This window comes from Pseudomonas sp. JE3303 (assembly GCF_056312565.1).
Window position 1 is genome coordinate 231,404 of record NZ_JBWGIF010000004.1, and the last position, 17,729, is coordinate 249,132.

Annotated in this window: 14 protein-coding genes and 1 tRNA gene; 2 read left to right on the plus strand and 13 right to left on the minus strand. The window is 62.7% G+C overall.

Annotated elements, in window-relative coordinates:
* Positions 1 to 15: 15 nt before the first annotated feature.
* A complete protein-coding gene (locus AC0ZZU_RS08055) occupies positions 16 to 174 on the plus strand; it encodes a YqaE/Pmp3 family membrane protein (RefSeq protein ID WP_158461417.1) in 159 nt (52 codons plus the stop codon).
* Here AC0ZZU_RS08055 and AC0ZZU_RS08060 read toward each other — a convergent pair.
* The 9 genes from AC0ZZU_RS08060 to AC0ZZU_RS08100 all read right to left on the minus strand — a co-directional run bounded on the left by AC0ZZU_RS08060 (position 158) and on the right by AC0ZZU_RS08100 (position 10,189).
* On the minus strand, positions 158 to 2,011 hold the full coding sequence (locus tag AC0ZZU_RS08060; protein ID WP_476339976.1) for a S9 family peptidase: 1,854 nt from the start codon (positions 2,009 to 2,011) through the stop codon (positions 158 to 160). The two genes, AC0ZZU_RS08055 and AC0ZZU_RS08060, sit on opposite strands and share 17 nt — an antisense overlap.
* Positions 1,977 to 3,137: a pyrroloquinoline quinone biosynthesis protein PqqE gene (pqqE, locus tag AC0ZZU_RS08065; RefSeq protein WP_158461413.1), complete on the minus strand. Its 1,161-nt coding sequence runs from the start codon at positions 3,135 to 3,137 to the stop codon at positions 1,977 to 1,979. The genes AC0ZZU_RS08060 and pqqE overlap by 35 nt, the downstream gene beginning before the upstream one ends.
* Positions 3,109 to 3,384, minus strand: a complete 276-nt coding sequence (gene pqqD / locus AC0ZZU_RS08070) for a pyrroloquinoline quinone biosynthesis peptide chaperone PqqD (protein ID WP_476339977.1) — start codon at positions 3,382 to 3,384, stop codon at positions 3,109 to 3,111. The genes pqqE and pqqD overlap by 29 nt, the downstream gene beginning before the upstream one ends.
* Positions 3,381 to 4,136, minus strand: a complete 756-nt coding sequence (gene pqqC / locus AC0ZZU_RS08075) for a pyrroloquinoline-quinone synthase PqqC (RefSeq protein WP_476339978.1) — start codon at positions 4,134 to 4,136, stop codon at positions 3,381 to 3,383. The genes pqqD and pqqC overlap by 4 nt, the downstream gene beginning before the upstream one ends.
* An 8-nt stretch (positions 4,137 to 4,144) precedes the next feature.
* The gene (gene pqqB, locus AC0ZZU_RS08080; protein ID WP_476339979.1) at positions 4,145 to 5,056 is read right to left on the minus strand and encodes a pyrroloquinoline quinone biosynthesis protein PqqB; all 912 of its coding nucleotides are present in this window, start codon (positions 5,054 to 5,056) and stop codon (positions 4,145 to 4,147) included.
* Between the two features lie 63 nt (positions 5,057 to 5,119).
* Positions 5,120 to 5,191: a pyrroloquinoline quinone precursor peptide PqqA gene (pqqA, locus tag AC0ZZU_RS08085; protein ID WP_008365141.1), complete on the minus strand. Its 72-nt coding sequence runs from the start codon at positions 5,189 to 5,191 to the stop codon at positions 5,120 to 5,122.
* A 165-nt stretch (positions 5,192 to 5,356) separates the two neighbouring features.
* A complete protein-coding gene (pqqF, locus tag AC0ZZU_RS08090; protein WP_476339980.1) occupies positions 5,357 to 7,675 on the minus strand; it encodes a pyrroloquinoline quinone biosynthesis protein PqqF in 2,319 nt (772 codons plus the stop codon).
* A gap of 9 nt (positions 7,676 to 7,684) precedes the next feature.
* Positions 7,685 to 8,485, minus strand: a complete 801-nt coding sequence (locus AC0ZZU_RS08095; RefSeq protein WP_476339981.1) for a carbon-nitrogen hydrolase family protein — start codon at positions 8,483 to 8,485, stop codon at positions 7,685 to 7,687.
* A gap of 15 nt (positions 8,486 to 8,500) precedes the next feature.
* Positions 8,501 to 10,189, minus strand: a complete 1,689-nt coding sequence (locus AC0ZZU_RS08100) for a flavin monoamine oxidase family protein (protein WP_476339982.1) — start codon at positions 10,187 to 10,189, stop codon at positions 8,501 to 8,503.
* Positions 10,190 to 10,362: 173 nt separating this feature from the next.
* Here AC0ZZU_RS08100 and AC0ZZU_RS08105 point away from each other — a divergent pair, with 173 nt between their 5' ends.
* A complete protein-coding gene (locus AC0ZZU_RS08105; protein WP_476339983.1) occupies positions 10,363 to 10,935 on the plus strand; it encodes a serine acetyltransferase in 573 nt (190 codons plus the stop codon).
* On the opposite strand, the gene AC0ZZU_RS08110 is transcribed toward AC0ZZU_RS08105, so the two are convergent.
* The 4 genes from AC0ZZU_RS08110 to rpoD form a co-directional block, all read right to left on the minus strand.
* Positions 10,932 to 11,708 (minus strand): lipopolysaccharide biosynthesis protein, encoded by a 777-nt coding sequence (locus tag AC0ZZU_RS08110; RefSeq protein ID WP_476339984.1) that lies wholly within the window; start codon positions 11,706 to 11,708, stop codon positions 10,932 to 10,934. The two genes, AC0ZZU_RS08105 and AC0ZZU_RS08110, sit on opposite strands and share 4 nt — an antisense overlap.
* A 174-nt stretch (positions 11,709 to 11,882) precedes the next feature.
* A tRNA-Ile gene (locus tag AC0ZZU_RS08115) sits at positions 11,883 to 11,959 on the minus strand.
* Positions 11,960 to 11,974: 15 nt separating this feature from the next.
* The gene (locus tag AC0ZZU_RS08120; RefSeq protein ID WP_476339985.1) at positions 11,975 to 15,718 is read right to left on the minus strand and encodes a bifunctional diguanylate cyclase/phosphodiesterase; all 3,744 of its coding nucleotides are present in this window, start codon (positions 15,716 to 15,718) and stop codon (positions 11,975 to 11,977) included.
* A gap of 129 nt (positions 15,719 to 15,847) precedes the next feature.
* Positions 15,848 to 17,695 carry an RNA polymerase sigma factor RpoD gene (rpoD, locus tag AC0ZZU_RS08125; RefSeq protein WP_476339986.1) on the minus strand — a complete coding sequence of 616 codons (1,848 nt, stop codon included), beginning with the start codon at positions 17,693 to 17,695 and terminating at the stop codon, positions 15,848 to 15,850.
* Positions 17,696 to 17,729: the final 34 nt, after the last annotated feature.

The following is a 17,729-nucleotide window of genomic DNA, read 5'->3' on the forward strand; positions in this document are numbered from 1 at the left end:
TTAGGAGCATTTTTCATGGACCTGATCCGTATCATCATCGCCATTCTCCTGCCCCCGTTGGGCGTGTTCCTGCAGGTCGGTTTCGCTGGTGCCTTCTGGCTGAATATCCTGCTGACCCTGCTGGGCTACATCCCAGGGATCGTGCATGCGGTGTACATCATCGCGAAGCGCTAGACCCGTTCGTCAACACCCGGCAGTAAAACCGCCACTCTTCCTCCAGCGCATGGGCCAGGTTCTCCGCTTTCCTGAACCCATGCCGCTCTCCCGCATAAAAATGCCCTTCGGCCGGGATGCCATTGGCCTCAAGCGCCGCCAGCATGGCCCGGGTCTGCTCGGGTACCACCACGGCATCCAGTTCGCCCTGGAAGAAGATCACCGGAACGCTGATCCGGGCGGCATGCAGCAGAGGCGTACGCTGGCGGTAACGCTCCGCGTCGCGCTCGGGATCGCCGATCAGCCAGTCGAGGTAGTCTCCTTCGAACTTGTGCGTAGCGCGGGCCAGGGCCACTGGATCGCTGACCCCGTACAGGCTGGCGCCCGCGCGAAATACGTCGTGGAAGGCCAGGGCACAGAGTGTGGTGTAGCCGCCGGCGCTGCCGCCTCGAATGAACGCCTTTTCAGGATCGACCAAACCGAGCCCGACCAGATGAGCGACGGCCGCACAGGCGTCCTCTACATCGATCTCCCCCCAGCGCAGGTGCAGGGCCTGGCGATAGGCGCGGCCGTAGCCGGTACTGCCCCGGTAGTTGAGGTCGGCCACGGCGAAGCCGCGCTGGGTCCAGTACTGGATGCGCGGGTCGAGCACCGGGTAGCAGGCCGAGGTGGGCCCCCCGTGGATGAAGACCACCAGCGGCGAGGGGGTTTCACTGCCCATCACTGGATAGAAGAAACCGTGGGCAATCCCGTCGCCACTGGGATAGCTGATTGGCTGGGGGCGGCTGATGCGATCAAGGGGCAGCGCCAGGCTTCCACCGGCAAGTATTTTCACGCCGCCATCCGCACGGGAAATAGCAATGATTGCCGGTGGACTCACGGCTGAAGCCGCGATCGCATAAATATGCTCATGGTCCATCGCCAGGCTGCGAAAACGGGTGTAATCGCTTGTGTAGTGCTCCACGCTGGCGCCGGCCTTGCGCAGACCCAGGCGGCCAAACCCTTGCTCGAACCAGGTGGCCAGGTACTCGTTGCCGCTGATCGCCAGCCAGGTGCTGGCGCCCAGCTGCCAGGGCGCGGCGGCGTGATCGGCGGGGGCGGCGGGCAGGGGCTGCCACTGGCCATCGACCTCGCCCCAGGGTTGCCAGTAGCCATTGAGGTCCGACAGGCAATAAAGCCGGCCGGTGGAATCGAAACGGGGCTGCTGCAGTGACTGCTCCGCCTCGCTGTCACCTGCGATGCAGTGCACCGGCCCCCAATCACCGCTGGGATCCCTGTCGGTGCAGAGCAACCGGGTCCGCGTCCAGGGCTGGGCAGGCCGTGACCACTCGATCCACGCCAGGCGCTGGCCATCCTCGCTGAGCGTCGGCGAGGCGTAGAAGTCCGAGCCTTCGGCCAGAACGGCGCGAGTCTCGCCCGTGATCGACACCAGGCGGTGCACTACCGCATCGTCCGTCTGGGTCTCTTCTACCGCCAGGACCTGTCCGTCATGCCACTGCAGATCGCCATAGCGCGAATGCCCTTGGGTCAGTGCGCGCGGCGCCCCGCCTTCAAGGTCCTGGGTATGGATCTGCTGGTCCGATTCATTGACGAACAGCACGCCATCCCCGCCGATGCAGAAACTGCCACCGCCATATTCGTACACGCGGCTGCGCGCGCTGAAACCATCGGGCGTCAGGCACCGGGGCTGTTGCCGGTGCCAGTGCCATATCCGGCACGCACCGTCCGCGGGACGGAATTCATTCCAGAACACCCCGGCCGCACCCACCTTGAGTTCGGCGAAGTCGGTACCGGCCGCGACGGCCTGGGCGGAGCTGAAGGGGTCAGCCGCGGACGATGACGCGTGAGTTTCGATCATTGCGGAAGGTCAGCTCTTCAATGGCGAGGTGGGCATGCTCGGCCTCCTCGCGGGCCTTGAGGATGATGCCGTGGTCGGCTGACTTGGCGCACACCGGGTCCGCCTTGCTGGCATCGCCGGTGAGCATGAAGGCCTGGCAGCGGCAGCCGCCGAAGTCCTTTTCCTTTTCGTCGCACGAGCGGCAGGGCTCGGGCATCCAGTCGTAGCCACGGAAGCGGTTGAAGCCGAACGAGTCATACCAGATGTGCTGCATGCTGTGTTCGCGCACGTTGGGAAATTCCACCGGCAGCTGGCGGGCACCATGACAGGGCAGGGCGGTGCCGTCGGGGGTAACGGTGAGAAACACGCTGCCCCAGCCGTTCATGCAGCCTTTGGGACGCTCTTCGTAATAGTCCGGGGTGACGAAGATCAGCTTGCACGGGTTGCCCGCGGCCTTGAGTTTTTCCCGGTACTCGTTGGTGATGCGCTCCGCCCGTTCGAGTTGCGCGCGGGTCGGCAGCAGGCCGGCGCGGTTGAGGTGCGCCCAGCCGTAGAACTGGCAGGTGGCGAGCTCGACGAAATCTGCCTCGAGCGCGACGCACAGCTCGATGATGCGGTCGATCTTGTCGATGTTGTGCCGGTGGGTGACGAAGTTGAGCACCATCGGATAGCCGTGGGCCTTGACCGCACGTGCCATCTCCAGCTTCTGCGCGAAGGCCTTTTTCGAACCCGCCAGCAGGTTGTTGACCTGCTCGTCGCTGGCCTGGAAGCTGATCTGGATGTGATCCAGCCCGGCCTGCTTGAACGCAGCGATCTTCTGCTCCGTGAGGCCGATGCCGGAGGTGATCAGGTTGGTGTAGTAGCCCAGCCGCCGGCCTTCGCCGATCAGCTCGGCAAGGTCTTGCCGTACCAGTGGCTCGCCGCCGGAAAACCCTAGCTGCGCCGCGCCCATCTCACGCGCCTCGGCCATCACCCGGAACCACTGCTCGGTGCTCAGCTCCTTGCCCTGGGCAGCGAAGTCCAGGGGGTTGGAACAGTAAGGGCACTGCAGGGGGCAGCGGTAGGTCAGCTCGGCCAGCAGCCACAGCGGCAAGCCGACCTGCGGCTTGCCGGGCATCTCAGGCGAGGACGATCCAGTGTTCGGCACGGGCCACCTCCATGAACTGCTCGATGTCGTCGCCGATTTCGGGCGCATCGGGAAACTGTTGCGCGAGCTCGGCGATGATTGCCGCCACGCTGCGCTGGCCATCGATCAGGCCGCCGATCAAGGCTGCGCTCTCGTTCAGCTTGATCATGCCTTCGGGGTACAGCAGCACGTGGCCTTTTTGCGCAGGCTCGTACTGGAAGCGGTAACCGGGGCGCCAGCTGGGCACCTGCTCTCGGTTGAAACTCATAACGCGATCCCCTTGTGCCACACCCGCTCGGGCGTGACGCTGTGGTAGGGCGGACGGTTCAGCTCATAGGCCATGGTCATGGCATCGAGCATGCTCCAGAGGATATCCAGCTTGAACTGGAGGATCTCGAGCATGCGCTCCTGGCCGTCACGCGTGGTGTAGTGCTGCAGGGTGATCGCCAGGCCGTGCTCGACATCCCGCCGCGCCTGGCCCAGGCGGGTGCGGAAGTATTCATAGCCGGCCGGGTCGATCCATGGGTAGTGCTGCGGCCAGCTGTCGAGCCGCGACTGATGGATCTGCGGAGCGAACAGCTCGGTCAGCGAGCTGCTGGCTGCTTCCTGCCAGCTGGCACGGCGCGCGAAGTTGACGTAGGCGTCGACGGCGAAACGGACTCCGGGCAGCACCAGTTCTTGCGAGCGTAGCTGATCGGGATCGAGGCCCACGGCCTGGCCCAGGCGCAGCCAGGCCTCGATGCCGCCGTCCTCGCCAGGAGCACCATCGTGGTCGAGCAGGCGCTGGATCCACTCGCGGCGTACTTCGCGGTCGGGGCAGTTGGCCAGGATCGCGGCATCCTTCATCGGGATGTTCACCTGGTAGTAGAAGCGGTTGGCTACCCAGCCCTGGATCTGTTCGCGGGTGGCGCGGCCCTGGTACATCGCCACGTGGTAGGGGTGATGGATGTGGTAATAGGCGCCCTTGGCGCGCAAGGCCTGCTCGAACTCGGCAGGGGACATCGGCGTGGCGTCGCTCATCAGGGCTCCTACAGCTCGATGCTCATGCCGTCGAAGGCGACTTCCACGCCCCGGCGGTTGACCTCGGCCCGCTCGGGCGAGTCTTCATCGAGAATCGGGTTGGTGTTGTTGATGTGGATAAGCACCTTGCGCTGGCGTTCGAAACCGTCCAGCACTTCAAGCATGCCGCCTGGGCCATTCTGCGCCAGGTGGCCCATCTCGCGGCCGGTGCGGGTACCAACACCGCGCTGCTGCATTTCATCATCCTCCCAGAGCGTGCCGTCGACCAGCAGGCAATCGGCGTCGTGCATCCTGCGCAGCAGCGCGTCGTCGACCTGGCCCAGGCCTGGGGCGTAGAACAGTTTGCCACCGGTACGCAGGTCCTCGACCATCAGCCCGAGATTGTCGCCCGGGTGCGGGTCGAAGCGGTGCGGCGAGTAGGGCGGGGCAGCGCTGCGCAGCGGGAAGGGGCTGAACCTGAGATTCGGACAGGCGTCGATGACAAAGCTGCCGTCGAGTTCGATGCGGTTCCAGGCCAGGCCGCCGTTCCAGTGGCTGAGCATGTTGAACAGCGGAAAGCCGGTGGACAGGTCCTGGTGGACCATTTCGGTGCACCACACCTGGTGCGGGCAGCCTTCGCGCAGGCTGAGCAGGCCGGTGGTGTGGTCGATCTGGCTGTCGAGCAGAATGATCGCATCGATGCCGGTATCACGCAGGGCCCGGGCCGGTTGCATCGGTGCGAAGGCCTGCAGCTGGGCGCGGATATCCGGCGAGGCGTTGCACAGGATCCAGTGCTCGCCGTCATCGGACAAGGCTATCGATGACTGGGTGCGCGCCGTGGCCCGCAGGGTGCCCTCACGGTAGCCCTTGCAGTTCACGCAATTGCAGTTCCACTGGGGGAAACCACCGCCGGCCGCCGAGCCGAGAATCTGGATGTACATGGCTACTCCGTCTGCAAAAATGAAAACGCCCCGGCAAGCCGAGGCGTTGTACCGCAAGCAGACTCAGCGGCTTGCGAAATACATGGTCACTTCAAAGCCGATACGCAGGTCAGTGTAAGCAGGTTTGGTCCACATGGGATGACTCCTTCCGGGCAGGTTTGGGGTTGTCAGCTACTGGTTAGTGCGTCATTCGTAGCCAAGGGTTCCACAACAGGGATTGCGCTATCTTACAAGAATTTTGTGTACCGAAAGGTTAATTATTCGATAAGCGCTGTTACCTCTTCCGTAACAATTCTGCCGTCATGAGTGCCAGCCGGCCTCTGGCGCGGGGCCATTGGCGAGGCATAGCCAACCCCATTCCGCCTCCAGCAAACGCTGCAGAAGATCTGTCACATCCTGTTGCTCCATAGCCAGGATAGACTCGCCAACCAAGGCGAGATCTTCCGCTTGTGTCGCAAGGTGTGTCTGCCATGCCCACTCGGCGACCTCGGGATTGGCCATGGCCGCTTCGTTGAATTGAGCCGCCAGGCTCTGCTGCACGGATCTGTCCAGCCGCACGCCACGGTGCAGGAGCTGCTCCAGGTGGCCAAGTATCTCGCCATGGCTGGCGCTGGGTGATTGCACACCGAACAACAGGCCGCAGCGTCCCTCGATCTGACGAAAGGCACTGAACACCGCATAGCCCAGTTGCAGCTCGACCCTCAGGCGCTGGTACACAGGGCCTTGCAGCAACTGGGCGAGCAAGCGTCCGGCAGCCTCATGTACAGGCGGCACTGGGCAGAACAGCAGCAGCGCCTGCTCGCTACCGGATACCGGACACACCTGCCAGCGCCGGCCAGATGCCAACGCAATGGAGGCCGGCGCCGCCGGCAGTCCTGGAATCTTGCCCAGCGCCGCCCCCAAGGCCCGCTGCTCGGGTTCGCCGAAGCCAACGGCCAACCCGTGCCAGCGCGCATCCTGCCACACGCTGTCGAGCAGGGAGGGGGCGAGTGTGTCCGCAGGCTGAGGGTTTTCGGCGATATCGAGAAGGGCGTCTGGCAAGCGCTTGAGCAGCGCACGGATGGGGATCAGCGGCGGGTGCGGGCTGTCTGTCTCCCGCCAGCTCGCAGCCGGAGGATTGCCGAGGAGTTTCAGCGCGGCCTGGACCACCTGCAGCACCGCTGCCGGCGAGCCTGCGCACCGCAGTTGCCATGCATCGCCGCTGGCGCTGAACTGCAGTTGCACAGAGGCGCGCCGGGCCTGTTCGGTGAGTGGCCGTAGCCCGCATTCCAGAACATCGTGCAGGCGCTGGCGCAGAGGACGGGTTACCTGCCAGCGCAGATAGAGGGCGCCGTACTCACGGGACGATGGAAGCAAGGTACTGACGGAGAGGCCTGTCGGCAGGGGTGCGCCTTTGCGCTCAAGCGTCTCGGTCAGGAGCAGAGGGTCCGGGCCGGGCAATTGCCAGCGGTCGTTGTGACTCAGGGGCAGATCGTCGAGCAGCGTGCGCAGCGCCTCAAGCTCCGCCTTGTCCAAGGCTCTGAAGGGCTGGCCACTGCTGTCCCGACGCGCCAGCTCAAGCGCGCTGGCGGCTTGCTCGCGACTGCCTTGCAGGCGGGCGAATTCCACATTCAACTGCGCGGCATCGGCCTGGCGCAAGGCGCCAAACCAGCCGTGGAGCAGATCACGGACTTCATCCTGCGGTGCGCCAGCTTCCAGCTTGACCTGGACATGCCACAGCAACTGCCCGGCAAAGGCATACAGCACCTCGACGCCGTGCCCGCGCAACCAGCCCCGCTCACGTAGCGCTGCGACCCAACTGCCCGGACGGCTGTCTTCGAGCCAGGCGGTCAGCAGTTCCAGGGCCGGCTGAGCACCTTTGGGCAAACGCTCATGAGCGAACAAGAGGTCCAGTTCACCCGGACGGGGGATGATGTCCATAGCCTTTTCGATCAGGACGGGAGGCTCGCTTTGCGTGACCTTTTGCCCGTCGGCGAAGAGGCTGCCGTATTGCCGCCCCAGGGCTTCAAGCGCCTCCAGCGGCTGGGGTCCGCACAGGCTCAGGGTCATCTGCCCGGCGCGATAGAAGCGCTGGTGAAAGCCCTGCAAGGCTTGCTGGAATGCAGGGTCCTGCAGCGCCAGGCTATGCCGGTTTCCCGCGTGGAAGCCGCTCAGGGGATGGCGTGGCGAGACTGCCTGCAACAAGGTGAACTGGCGTTGCGCCTGCGGATTGCGCGACCAGGCGATGAACTCGGCATGGATCACTTCGCGTTCTCGGCGCTGGCGTTCAATGCCCAGGTCCGGCTCGGCAAGCATCTGGCACAAGCGCGCAAGTCCACCTTCCAGCGCCGCAGGCTGCACCTCGAAAAAGAATTCCGTGTAACGCTCGCGGGTGCTCGCATTGACCTGTCCGCCCTGGTTCTGCACGAAGCGCATCAGGCCGTCTTCGAGCGGGTAGCGGACGGTACCCAGGAAGAACAGATGCTCGAGAAAATGCGCCAGCCCTGGCCAGGCGGGCGGAGCATCGTGACTGCCGGCACTGACCCGCAACGCGGCGGCGCAGCGCTTGAGGCGTGGGGCATGACGCAGGGTCAACTGCAGGCCGTTTTCCAGAGTCAGGTGACAAGGAGTGTCAGGCATGGCGGAAAATCAGTCCTTGCGCGGCATGGCATGCAGCTCGCGGCGCAGGTCCACCAGGTAGGGGAAGTCCCGGCGACCCCGCAGCACGCGCTCGCGGTCCAGGTCGGCCAGCAGTTGGCAGTCATCATGTCCGGCCATGGCCAGCAGGCTGCCGTCCGGACCGATGATGCTGCTCTGCCCGCAGTACTGGATATCGTGCTCGGCACCGCAATAGTTGGCATAGACCAGGTAGCACTGGTTCTCCTGGGCGCGGGCGCGCACGGTCACCTGGCAGATGAAATCGTAGGGCGTCATGTTGGCGGTCGGCACCAGGATCAGCTCGGCGCCGTCCAGCGCCAGGCGCCGGGCGTTCTCCGGGAACTCGATGTCGTAGCAGATCAGCAGGCCGAGCTTCCAGCCATCGAGCTCGACCACGGGAAAGTGATCGGCGCCCGCACTGAACAGGCTGCGGTCCAGATCGCCGAACAGGTGGGTCTTGCGGTAGTTGCACAGGCTGCTGCCATGGGCGTCGATCAGTTGCACGCTGTTGTACACCTGGCCGTCGATGGCGCGTTCGGGGTAGCCGTAGACGATGGCGATCCGGTGCGCCTGGGCGATCTCGACCACCGCCATCGCCGAGGGTCCATCCTCGGCTTCGGCCAGCCGGTCGACGGCATCGCTGCCGATGTTGTAGCCGGTCAGGAACATTTCCGGGCACACCAGCAGCTGCGCCCCTCGCTCGGCGGCCAGTTGCGCCTGCTGGTGCAGGCGCTCGAGATTGCCAGGCACGTCCAGCGGATGGGGCGCGGCCTGGAACAATGCGATGCGCATCGCAGCTCTCCTCGATCAGTCGGCCAGGGCGATCGGTCCGATCTCGTTGAAGACATCGCCAGGGCCAGGGTTATCCGGGTGGGTCTGCCCACCGAAGTGATTGATGATACCCCACACCGCATTGAGCGATGTCTGCACGGCCCCTTCGACCCACGCGGGTGTCCACGACACGTCATCGCCGGCGATGAAGATGCCGCGCTGTTCGGCCGGCATGTCCTGCTGCATGAAGTGCGCGTACATGCGCTGGTTATAGCGGTAGTGTCCCGGCAGCGCGCCCTTGAAGGCGCCGAGGAAGTACGGGTCGGCCTCCCACGACACGGTGATCGGGTCGCCGATGATGTGGCCGGCGATATCCAGCTTCGGGTAGATCTTCTTCAGCGCATCGAGGGCCAGCTTCACGCGTTTCTCGACCGGATGCGGGAGCATCTTAAGGGCGTCGCTCATCCACGAGTACGACAGGCAGATCACCCCCGGCTTGTCGTCGCCGTTGTCGAACAGGTAGGTGCCACGGGTCAGACGGTCAGTGAGGGTCATGCTCATCAGGTCGCGGCCGGTTTCCGGGTCCTTGTCCTTCCAGAACGGCCGGTCGACCATGACGAAGGTCTTCGATGACTGCATGTAGCGGGTGCGGTCCAGGGCCATCCACAGTTTCTGTGAGAACAGCGACTCTTCGCATTCTATCTGGGTGGTCAGCAGCCAGCTCTGGCAGGTGGTCAGCACGGCGGCATAATGGCGGGTGTCGCCCCAGTTGTCGGTGACCGTCAGGCGGCCATCGGCGGCACGGGCAATTCCCTTCACCCCAGGGCGCGGCGCGCCGTTGTGCAGCGACTTGAGGCTGGTGCCTGCCGGCCAGTGGGCACAGCGTTCCGGGGCGTGGCGCCAGATCCCCTGGGGCACCTGCTCGACACCGCCGACCACCAGATGCTGGTGATCGTCGCAGTTGGTCAGCACCACGCGCAGGATCTCCAGCATCGAGTTGGGGAAGTCCGAGTCCCAGCCGCCTGTCCCGAAGCCCACCTGGCCAAACACCTCACGGTGCAGGAAGCTCAGGTTGGCGAACGCTTTGGACGTTGCGACAAAATCATAGAAGGTACGGTCATCCCACAGCGGCACCAGCGTATCCCAAAGGCTCTTGAGGCGCGGAACGTCGCGTTCGCGGATGGCCTGCTGGATGTCGCCGAACTGCGCACGGTCTTCCAGCGCATCGGCCCAGGCGTTGGCGACTTCGGCAAACACCGCAGGCAGGTCGGCTGCAGTCTCGGCGTACCAGGTCTGGCCTTCAAGATCGATCACGGTGCTGGGCGAGGCGCACGTCAGCGGGTTTGGGAAGGGCCGGGTTTCCAGGCCGAGCTTGTCGACATAGTGATAGAAGGCCGTAGAGGACACCGGGAAGCGCATGCCACCGAGTTCCGCGACAATTCCATCGGTGCCGTTGAATGCCTGTGAGCGCAGACGGCCGCCAAGCTTCGAGGCTTCATAGACCACCGGCTTCAGGCCGAGCTTCATCAGCTCGTAGGCTGCCACCAGCCCGGCAATGCCGGCGCCGACTATCGCCACTTCCTCGCCCAGGCGTTCAGCGGGAATGCTGCCCAGCCCGGCAGGATGCTCCAGCCAGCTGTCGAAAGCGAAAGGGAAGTCCGGGCCGAACATGGTGACGGGTGGCTTGCCGTCAGCGGGATGGCGATCGTTGTTGTTCTTGTTCATGAATGACCTTGGCCAGGGGCTGCGCGTGGGCGGAGCCTGAGTATAGGAGAGGCATCTCGACGTCCAGCCTAATCAGGCGGTGGGAAACAGTGCAAGCGAGGTGCCTGACAACTTTTCGCCTGGGCGCGGTCAAATGATTGCCGTAACGATTCATCGCTGACGAGATCTGTACCGTGACACTTGAAGAGCTACTGGAATGTTGGCGAGTGGAAGTCTCCAACAAGAAGCAACCCGGGCGCAGGATCAGCCTCTTTTTCAATATCCTGCGCAGAGCACGCAAGGACAACAAGCTGCGGTTCCTGTTTGCGTTTCGCCTGGGTCAGTATCTGGTCGGGAAGGGTGGCCTGCGGGAACGCTATTCGAAGCGCCTGCAACAGAAGCTCAATCTCAAGTACGCCGTGGACATCGACATGGGGGCGACGATCGGACCAGGCCTGCGTATCGCCCACTTGCCAGGGGTCGTCATCACGCGTCATGCCCATATAGGTCGTAACTTCCTCATCCGCCAGAACGCCACCATCGGCATCAAGACACTTGGCCTGGATCACTATGACCTGAGGATTGGCGACAACGTCAGCATGGGCGCTTGCAGCTGCATCATCGCCGATCGACTGAGCATCGGTGACAACGTCGCGATCGGTGCAATGACCCTGGTCAATCGGGACCTGCCGTCCGAGTGTGTGTTCTACAACCAGCGCACGTCCGAGCTGCGGCCGATGCCAAGGGATGATGGTCCTGTTGGCTAGAGCATCGACCGCATCGTCTCGAGATCGATCTTGGGAATGACCTCGTTGGGTATTCTCGAGTTCGGCGACAGGTTGTAGACGCGAAACCGCTCGCCGACGACCCGGTCCGCCATCAACTTGAGCGAAGGCAGGATGCGCTTCTCGAAGTGTTGATCCAGCCCGCAGGGCGAGCGCTCACCCTTTTCATCTTCATAGAATCGGCCCGCAGTTTGATCCAGGTCGACGCCAACCAGGAATACCTGCCGAAAGCCGACATGGTAGGCGAGCTGCAGCGCCAGGAAGGCGACCGTACGGGCATCGAAAAAACCATGCTCGAGGTCAAGGCTGAAGCCGATCGAGCGCGTGCGTTTGTCCAGGCTGTTGGCGTTGCGTACCAGCGGTTCCTGCTTGCGCAGCAGGGTTTGCAGAAACGTCAGGTTGCGGGCCTTGCTCAGCCAATACACCTCACCCTGTGGTGAGGCGTGCTCCGCTTGTGCGAACTCTTCCCAGATCGCAACCCGTTGACTGCGGCGCATGGCGTCGGCAAACAATGCAGGCTGTTGATTGGGGAAGTCCTTGTCAGTGCAGGCGTAGAAAAACGGATCAGTGTCAGTGGCCTGCAGCATGGCGATTGAGCCATTCATCGCGATAACCGGTATGTGCGCAAACTCGGCCATGGGGAAGTCTCTGGCAGACGCTCCCGAGGCCAGGAGAATGACCGGTCCGTCGGTAATGTTTCGGCAGTGGTCAAAGCCATGAATGTTCACATTGATACCAGATACATAAGCATTCATCAGGTGCTTGTTTTTCCGTCGACGATGATCAAGCCTCGATTTTTACACAGCTTAACAATTGTAGTTACGGTGGAAGCCGTTATCTGCGGGGCGGCACAGGGTCTGTTCTAGAATCTTTGTCGTTACGGCGCTCCGTCAGAAACACAAAAGCCGCGCAATGCGCGGCTTTGAGTTTGGTGGGCCCACACGGACTCGAACCGTGGACCAAAGGATTATGAGTCCTCTGCTCTAACCAACTGAGCTATAGGCCCCAGAAGGAGGCCGGATTATAGCGAGGGTTTCGATGCGGTGCTATCCGAAAGATCGGAAAGTGCTATGCGTAAAAACGCGGATGCGAATTCTTCTGGCCGCAATGGCAGGCTGACGATATACCCCTGGATCTGCTCGCAGCCTTCCGCGGCCAGGAATTGCTGCTGTGGGTGGTTCTCGACACCTTCGGCAATGATGGTCAACTGCATGCTTCGGCCCAGGGCAATGATGGCGCGGGCGATGGCGGCGTCGTTGGGATCGTCGGGGAGGCCGCGGATGAAGGACTGGTCGATCTTGAGGATATCCAGCGGCAAGCGCTTGAGATAACTCAGCGACGAGTAGCCCGTGCCGAAATCGTCGATGGCCAGCTGCACGCCCAGTTGCTTGAGCTGGTGCAGGATCGCGAGGGCCTCCTCGGCCTGGCTCATGATGAAGTTTTCGGTGATCTCCAGCTGCAGGTCTCCCGGTTTGAGCTGGTAGGCCTTGAGCAGGTGTTCGATTCGCTTGGCCAGGTTGGGCTGGCGCAGCTGGGCACCGGCCAGGTTGATCGACAACGGGCCAAATGGTTCGTAGGTTTTCTGCCAGCTATACATCTGGCGACACGCCTGTTCGAGTACCCAGTCGCCGATCTGCAGGATGGTGCCATTCTCTTCCGCCAGGTGAATGAAATGCTCCGGCGGGACTTCGCCGAAGGTGGGATGGGTCCAGCGGATTAGCGCTTCGGCACCCACCAGGCTCTGTGTCTTGAGGCTGAATTTTGGCTGGTAGCACAAGCTGAGCTCGTTTCGCTCGATCGCCCGGCGCAGTTCATGCTCCAGCGCAACGCGTTCGCTGGCCTGGGCGGTGAGGTCGCGGGTGTAGGCCTCGACGCGGTTACGACCCTTGGCCTTGGAACGGTACATAGCGGCGTCGGCGTTGCGGATCAGCGAGGCGACGTCGCAGCCATCCTGTGGATAAAGACTGATGCCGATGCTCGCACTGGTGAAGAACTCGTGCTCGCCCGCCTGGAATGGCGCGCTGAAGCACATCAGCAGCTTGTTGGCGATGGCGTTGGCATCGCTGGACTTGTGGAGGCCGGGCAGCAGGATGATGAACTCGTCACCCCCGAGGCGGGCCACGGTATCGACGTCGCGCACCTGATCCTTCAGGCGCTGGGCGATACCCTTGAGCAGCAGGTCGCCCACGGGGTGGCCCAGGCTGTCGTTGATGTGCTTGAAGCGGTCCAGGTCAAGGAACAGCACTGCGCCCTGGCGATTGGAAACCTGTGCGCTGGTCAGTGCGGCTTCCAGGCGGTTCTCGAACAGGGTGCGGTTGGGCAGGCCGGTCAGAGGGTCATGGTGGGCCTGGTAGTCAAGCTTGGCCTGGGCATGCTTGAGGCTGGAGATGTCGGCGAAGACTGCGACGAAATGGGTGATTTCCCGCTCCAGGTTGCGCACCGCGCTGATGGTCAACCACCCCGGGTACAACTCGCCGTTCTTGCGGCGGTTGTGGATTTCGCCTTGCCAGTGACCTTCGGCAGTCAGCTGGTGCCACATGGCGGCATAGAAAGCGCTGTCGTGTTGACCCGAGGCCAGCAGGCGGGGCGTCTGGCCAAGTGCTTCGGCCTCGCTGTAGCCGGTGATCTCGCTGAATGCGCGGTTGACCGCGGTGATGCGCTGATCAGTATCGGTGATCAGCACGCCCTCGGCGGTGTTCTCGAACACGGTGGCGGCCAGTTGCAGTTTTTCCTGCATGAGGTGGCGTTCGGTGATGTCGCGGGCAATGGTCAGGATGCATTCGACACCGGCAATCGGCAGCGGCCGGGCCGACAGCTCGCACAGGCGGATCTGACCGTCACTGCGGCGGATATGGCAGCTGAAGTCACGCACGAAGCCATCACGCTGGAGCATATCGACCAGTCGCTTGCGCTCGTTCAGGTCGACCCAGATGCCGAGGTCCATCGAGGTCTGGTCGAGGCTGGGATTCAGGTCGTAGCCGGTGAGGCGGCAGAAGCCTTCGTTGACCTCGATCAGCAGCCCATCGCTCTGGCGCGACAGCAGCAGCCCGTCGGGAGAGGCATGGAAAGCCTTGGCGAATTTCTCCTCGGATATCTGCAACTGCTCCTGGGTTTCCTTGAGCTGGCTGATATCACGCACGGCCACTACCAATGCCAGCGTGCTGTCGAGCTCGAAGGTTTCGGCGGACGTCAGGCCAGTGAAAACCTGGCCGTTGCTGCGCCGGAAGGTCATTTCGAGATTGCGCATGCCCCCTTGCTGCAGGCGTTCGAGCACTGCCGGACCAGCGCCTGACACGCCCCAGAGGTTGAGTTCGGTGGACGTTCGGCCAATCACTTGGGATGAGCTCAGGCCGATCTGCTCTTCGAATGCTTCGTTGACCTCCAGCAGGCAGCCGTCGCTGTGGCGAGCGATGACCAGAATGTCGGGGCACTGCTGGAATACCGAGGCGAACTTCTGCTCCGATAGGCGCAAGGCGTCTTCGATATGTTTGGTTTCGCTGATGTCGATCATCAGCCCGCGCATCACTGGTTTGTGGCCGTGTTCGATCATGCTGACGATGTTGCGCACCCACAGGGTATGACCGTTGGCGCGTATCACACGGTAGTCGAGGCTGTGATCGCGTCCCGCCGCCGTCTCGCTGTCGCAGTAGGCTTGCGCCCACAACGCGTCCTCGGGGTGCAGGATGCTGCGCCAGAAGCCGGGTTTGAGCCACTCGTTCAGCGGGTAGCCGAGCAGACCTTCGGCGTGGGGCGAGACGTAACTGTAGGTAAAATCGTTGGCATCCGCTTCCCAGGCGATGGCCGACAGGCTTTCGACCAGTCCGCGGTAGTGGTACTCACTGCTGCGAAGCTCTTGCTCCAACGCGATACGCCGGGAAATCTCCGAGCTCAGGCGCCGGTTGATGCGGATAACGGCGCCCAGTATGACCACCAGCACCAGTATGGCGGGCAAGCCATAAGTCAGCATGTTGTGCCAGAAGGTGCGCTGATCGAACACGTTGCCCACCCAGTGCTCCTGTATCGTGCTGACTTCGCCAGGACTCAGGTCAGCCAGCACTTTGTCGAGGATGCCGGCCAGCACCTTGTGTTCACGCGGGACCGCCATGGCGAGCTGATAGCGATAAGGCGTTTCGCCACTGACATGCAAGCCATCGAGCTTGAGCTCGCGCAGGCTCCAGATACAAGACGCGAGATCACCGACCACGGCGTCCACTTCGCCGGTAGCCAAAGCCTGCAGCGCGGCGCTTACATTAGGCAGTGCGGTCAGGCTCAAGTCCGGATGGTAGGTGCGCAGCAGTTCATGGGGCGCGTAGTTTTCCACCACGGCGATCTTCAACCCGGTGAGGTCCTCGAGCGCGCGCGGTTGCGGGCCGCGGTCACGTGCCAGGATGACAATGGGGAAATCGAGATAGGGGCGGGTGAACGACAGGTAGCTCTCGCGCTCTGGCGTCGACATGACGCCGGGCAGCAGTTCCAGGTCATTGCTCCGAGCCTGTTCAAGCACCTGGGCCCACCTGGTCGATGGAACCGGCTCGAGAGCGACGCCGAGGCGATCCTGGATCAATGCGATGTAATCGGCGGCCAATCCCTGGTATCGCCCTTCCTGATCCCGATACTCGAAAGGGGGCCAGGCGGCGTCAACGCCCAGGCGCAGCTGCGGGTGCGCGCTGAGCCAGGCTTGCTCCTCATCTGTCAGGGTAAGCGCACCGGCGGTTGTGTTCCAAGCTATCAGGAGCAACAACAGAAGGGCCGGCATAGAAGGCATAGCGGCCTCTCGATCAGTTGGACTGATTCGAGTGTAGACGGGCATTTTGCAAGGGGGGAGGGCGATCAGGGCCGTAATGGCATTTTTTCATCATGCAAGAAAAACCCCGGCCTGGGCCGGGGTTTGTCATCACTCGTCGAGGAAGGAACGCAAGTGTTCGCTTCTCGTCGGGTGGCGCAGCTTGCGCAGCGCCTTCGCTTCGATCTGACGGATCCGCTCACGGGTCACGTCAAACTGCTTGCCGACCTCTTCAAGGGTGTGGTCAGTGTTCATGTCGATGCCAAAGCGCATGCGCAGCACCTTGGCTTCGCGGGCGGTCAGGCCCGAGAGCACGTCACGGGTTGCTTCCTTGAGGCTTTCGACCGTGGCGACATCGATTGGCGACTGCATGGTCGAGTCTTCGATGAAGTCACCCAGGTGCGAGTCTTCGTCGTCACCGATCGGAGTTTCCATGGAGATCGGCTCTTTGGCGATCTTCAATACCTTGCGGATCTTGTCCTCAGGCATCTCCATGCGCTCACCCAGCTCTTCCGGGGTAGGCTCGCGGCCCATTTCCTGCAGCATCTGGCGGGAAATACGGTTGAGCTTGTTGATCGTCTCGATCATGTGCACCGGAATACGGATGGTGCGCGCCTGGTCGGCGATCGAACGGGTGATCGCCTGGCGGATCCACCAGGTGGCATAGGTCGAGAACTTGTAGCCGCGACGGTATTCGAACTTGTCCACCGCCTTCATCAGGCCGATGTTGCCTTCCTGGATCAGATCGAGGAACTGCAGGCCACGGTTGGTGTACTTCTTGGCGATGGAAATCACCAGACGCAGGTTGGCCTCGACCATTTCCTTTTTCGCGCGGCGGGCCTTGGCCTCACCGATCGACATGCGACGGTTGATGTCCTTGATTTCAGCGACAGTCAGGCCTGTCTCGGTCTCGAGGTCGACCAGCTTCTGCTGGCAGGCGACGATGGCCGCGTCCTTCTCGCCCAGGGCAGCAGCCCACTTGGTGCTGCGCTTGGAGAGGTCACCGCTCCAGGTCTGGTCGACTTCGTTGCCCGGGAACAGGCGCAGGAAGTCGGCACGTGGCATGCGGGCGTCACGGACGCACAGTTGCATGATGGCGCGTTCCTGGGCGCGCAGACGGTCAAGGGCACCGCGAACGCGCTCGACCAGAACCTCGAACTGCTTTGGCACGAGCTTGATCGGCATGAACAGCTCTGCCAGAAGCAGCAGTTCAGCGATGGTTTCCTTGTTGCTGCGGCCGTGCTTCTTCAGCGACTTGTTGGCAACGACTAGCTGGTCGGCAACAGCGCCGAAACGCTGACGGGCGATTTCAGGATCCGGACCGCTTTCGGTCTCTTCCTCTTCGTCGCTGTCGTCGCCGTCTTCTTCCTCGTCGTCATCGGCCTTGGCGGCTGCAGCCTTGGCATCGACAGGTGGCGGTACTTCGGCCGGAGGGGCAATGCCGTCGTCCGGATCGATGTAGCCGCTGAGAACGTCGGACAAGCGGCCAGCTTCGCTGGTGACGCGGTCGTATTCGCTGAGAATGTAGTCGACAGTACCCGGGAAGTGAGCGATGGCGCCCATGACTTCACGGATGCCTTCCTCGATGCGTTTGGCGATTTCGATCTCGCCTTCGCGGGTCAGCAGCTCGACGGTACCCATTTCGCGCATATACATGCGCACCGGGTCAGTCGTGCGGCCGATGTCGGTTTCCACAGCCGCCAACGCTGCTGCGGCTTCTTCAGCTGCGGCTTCGTCGGTGTCGGCTTCGGCCAACAAAAGGGCATCCGCATCCGGAGCACTCTCGAATACGTTGATCCCCATGTCGTTGATCATGCGGATGATGTCTTCCACCTGCTCCGGATCTGAAATATCCTCTGGCAGGTGGTCGTTGACCTCCGCGTAAGTCAGGTAGCCCTGCTCACGACCGCGGGTGATCAACTCTTTGATGCGAGACTGCTGTTGCGCTTTTCCGGACATAACACCCTATCCACTGAAGGTCTTGGCGGGCAAA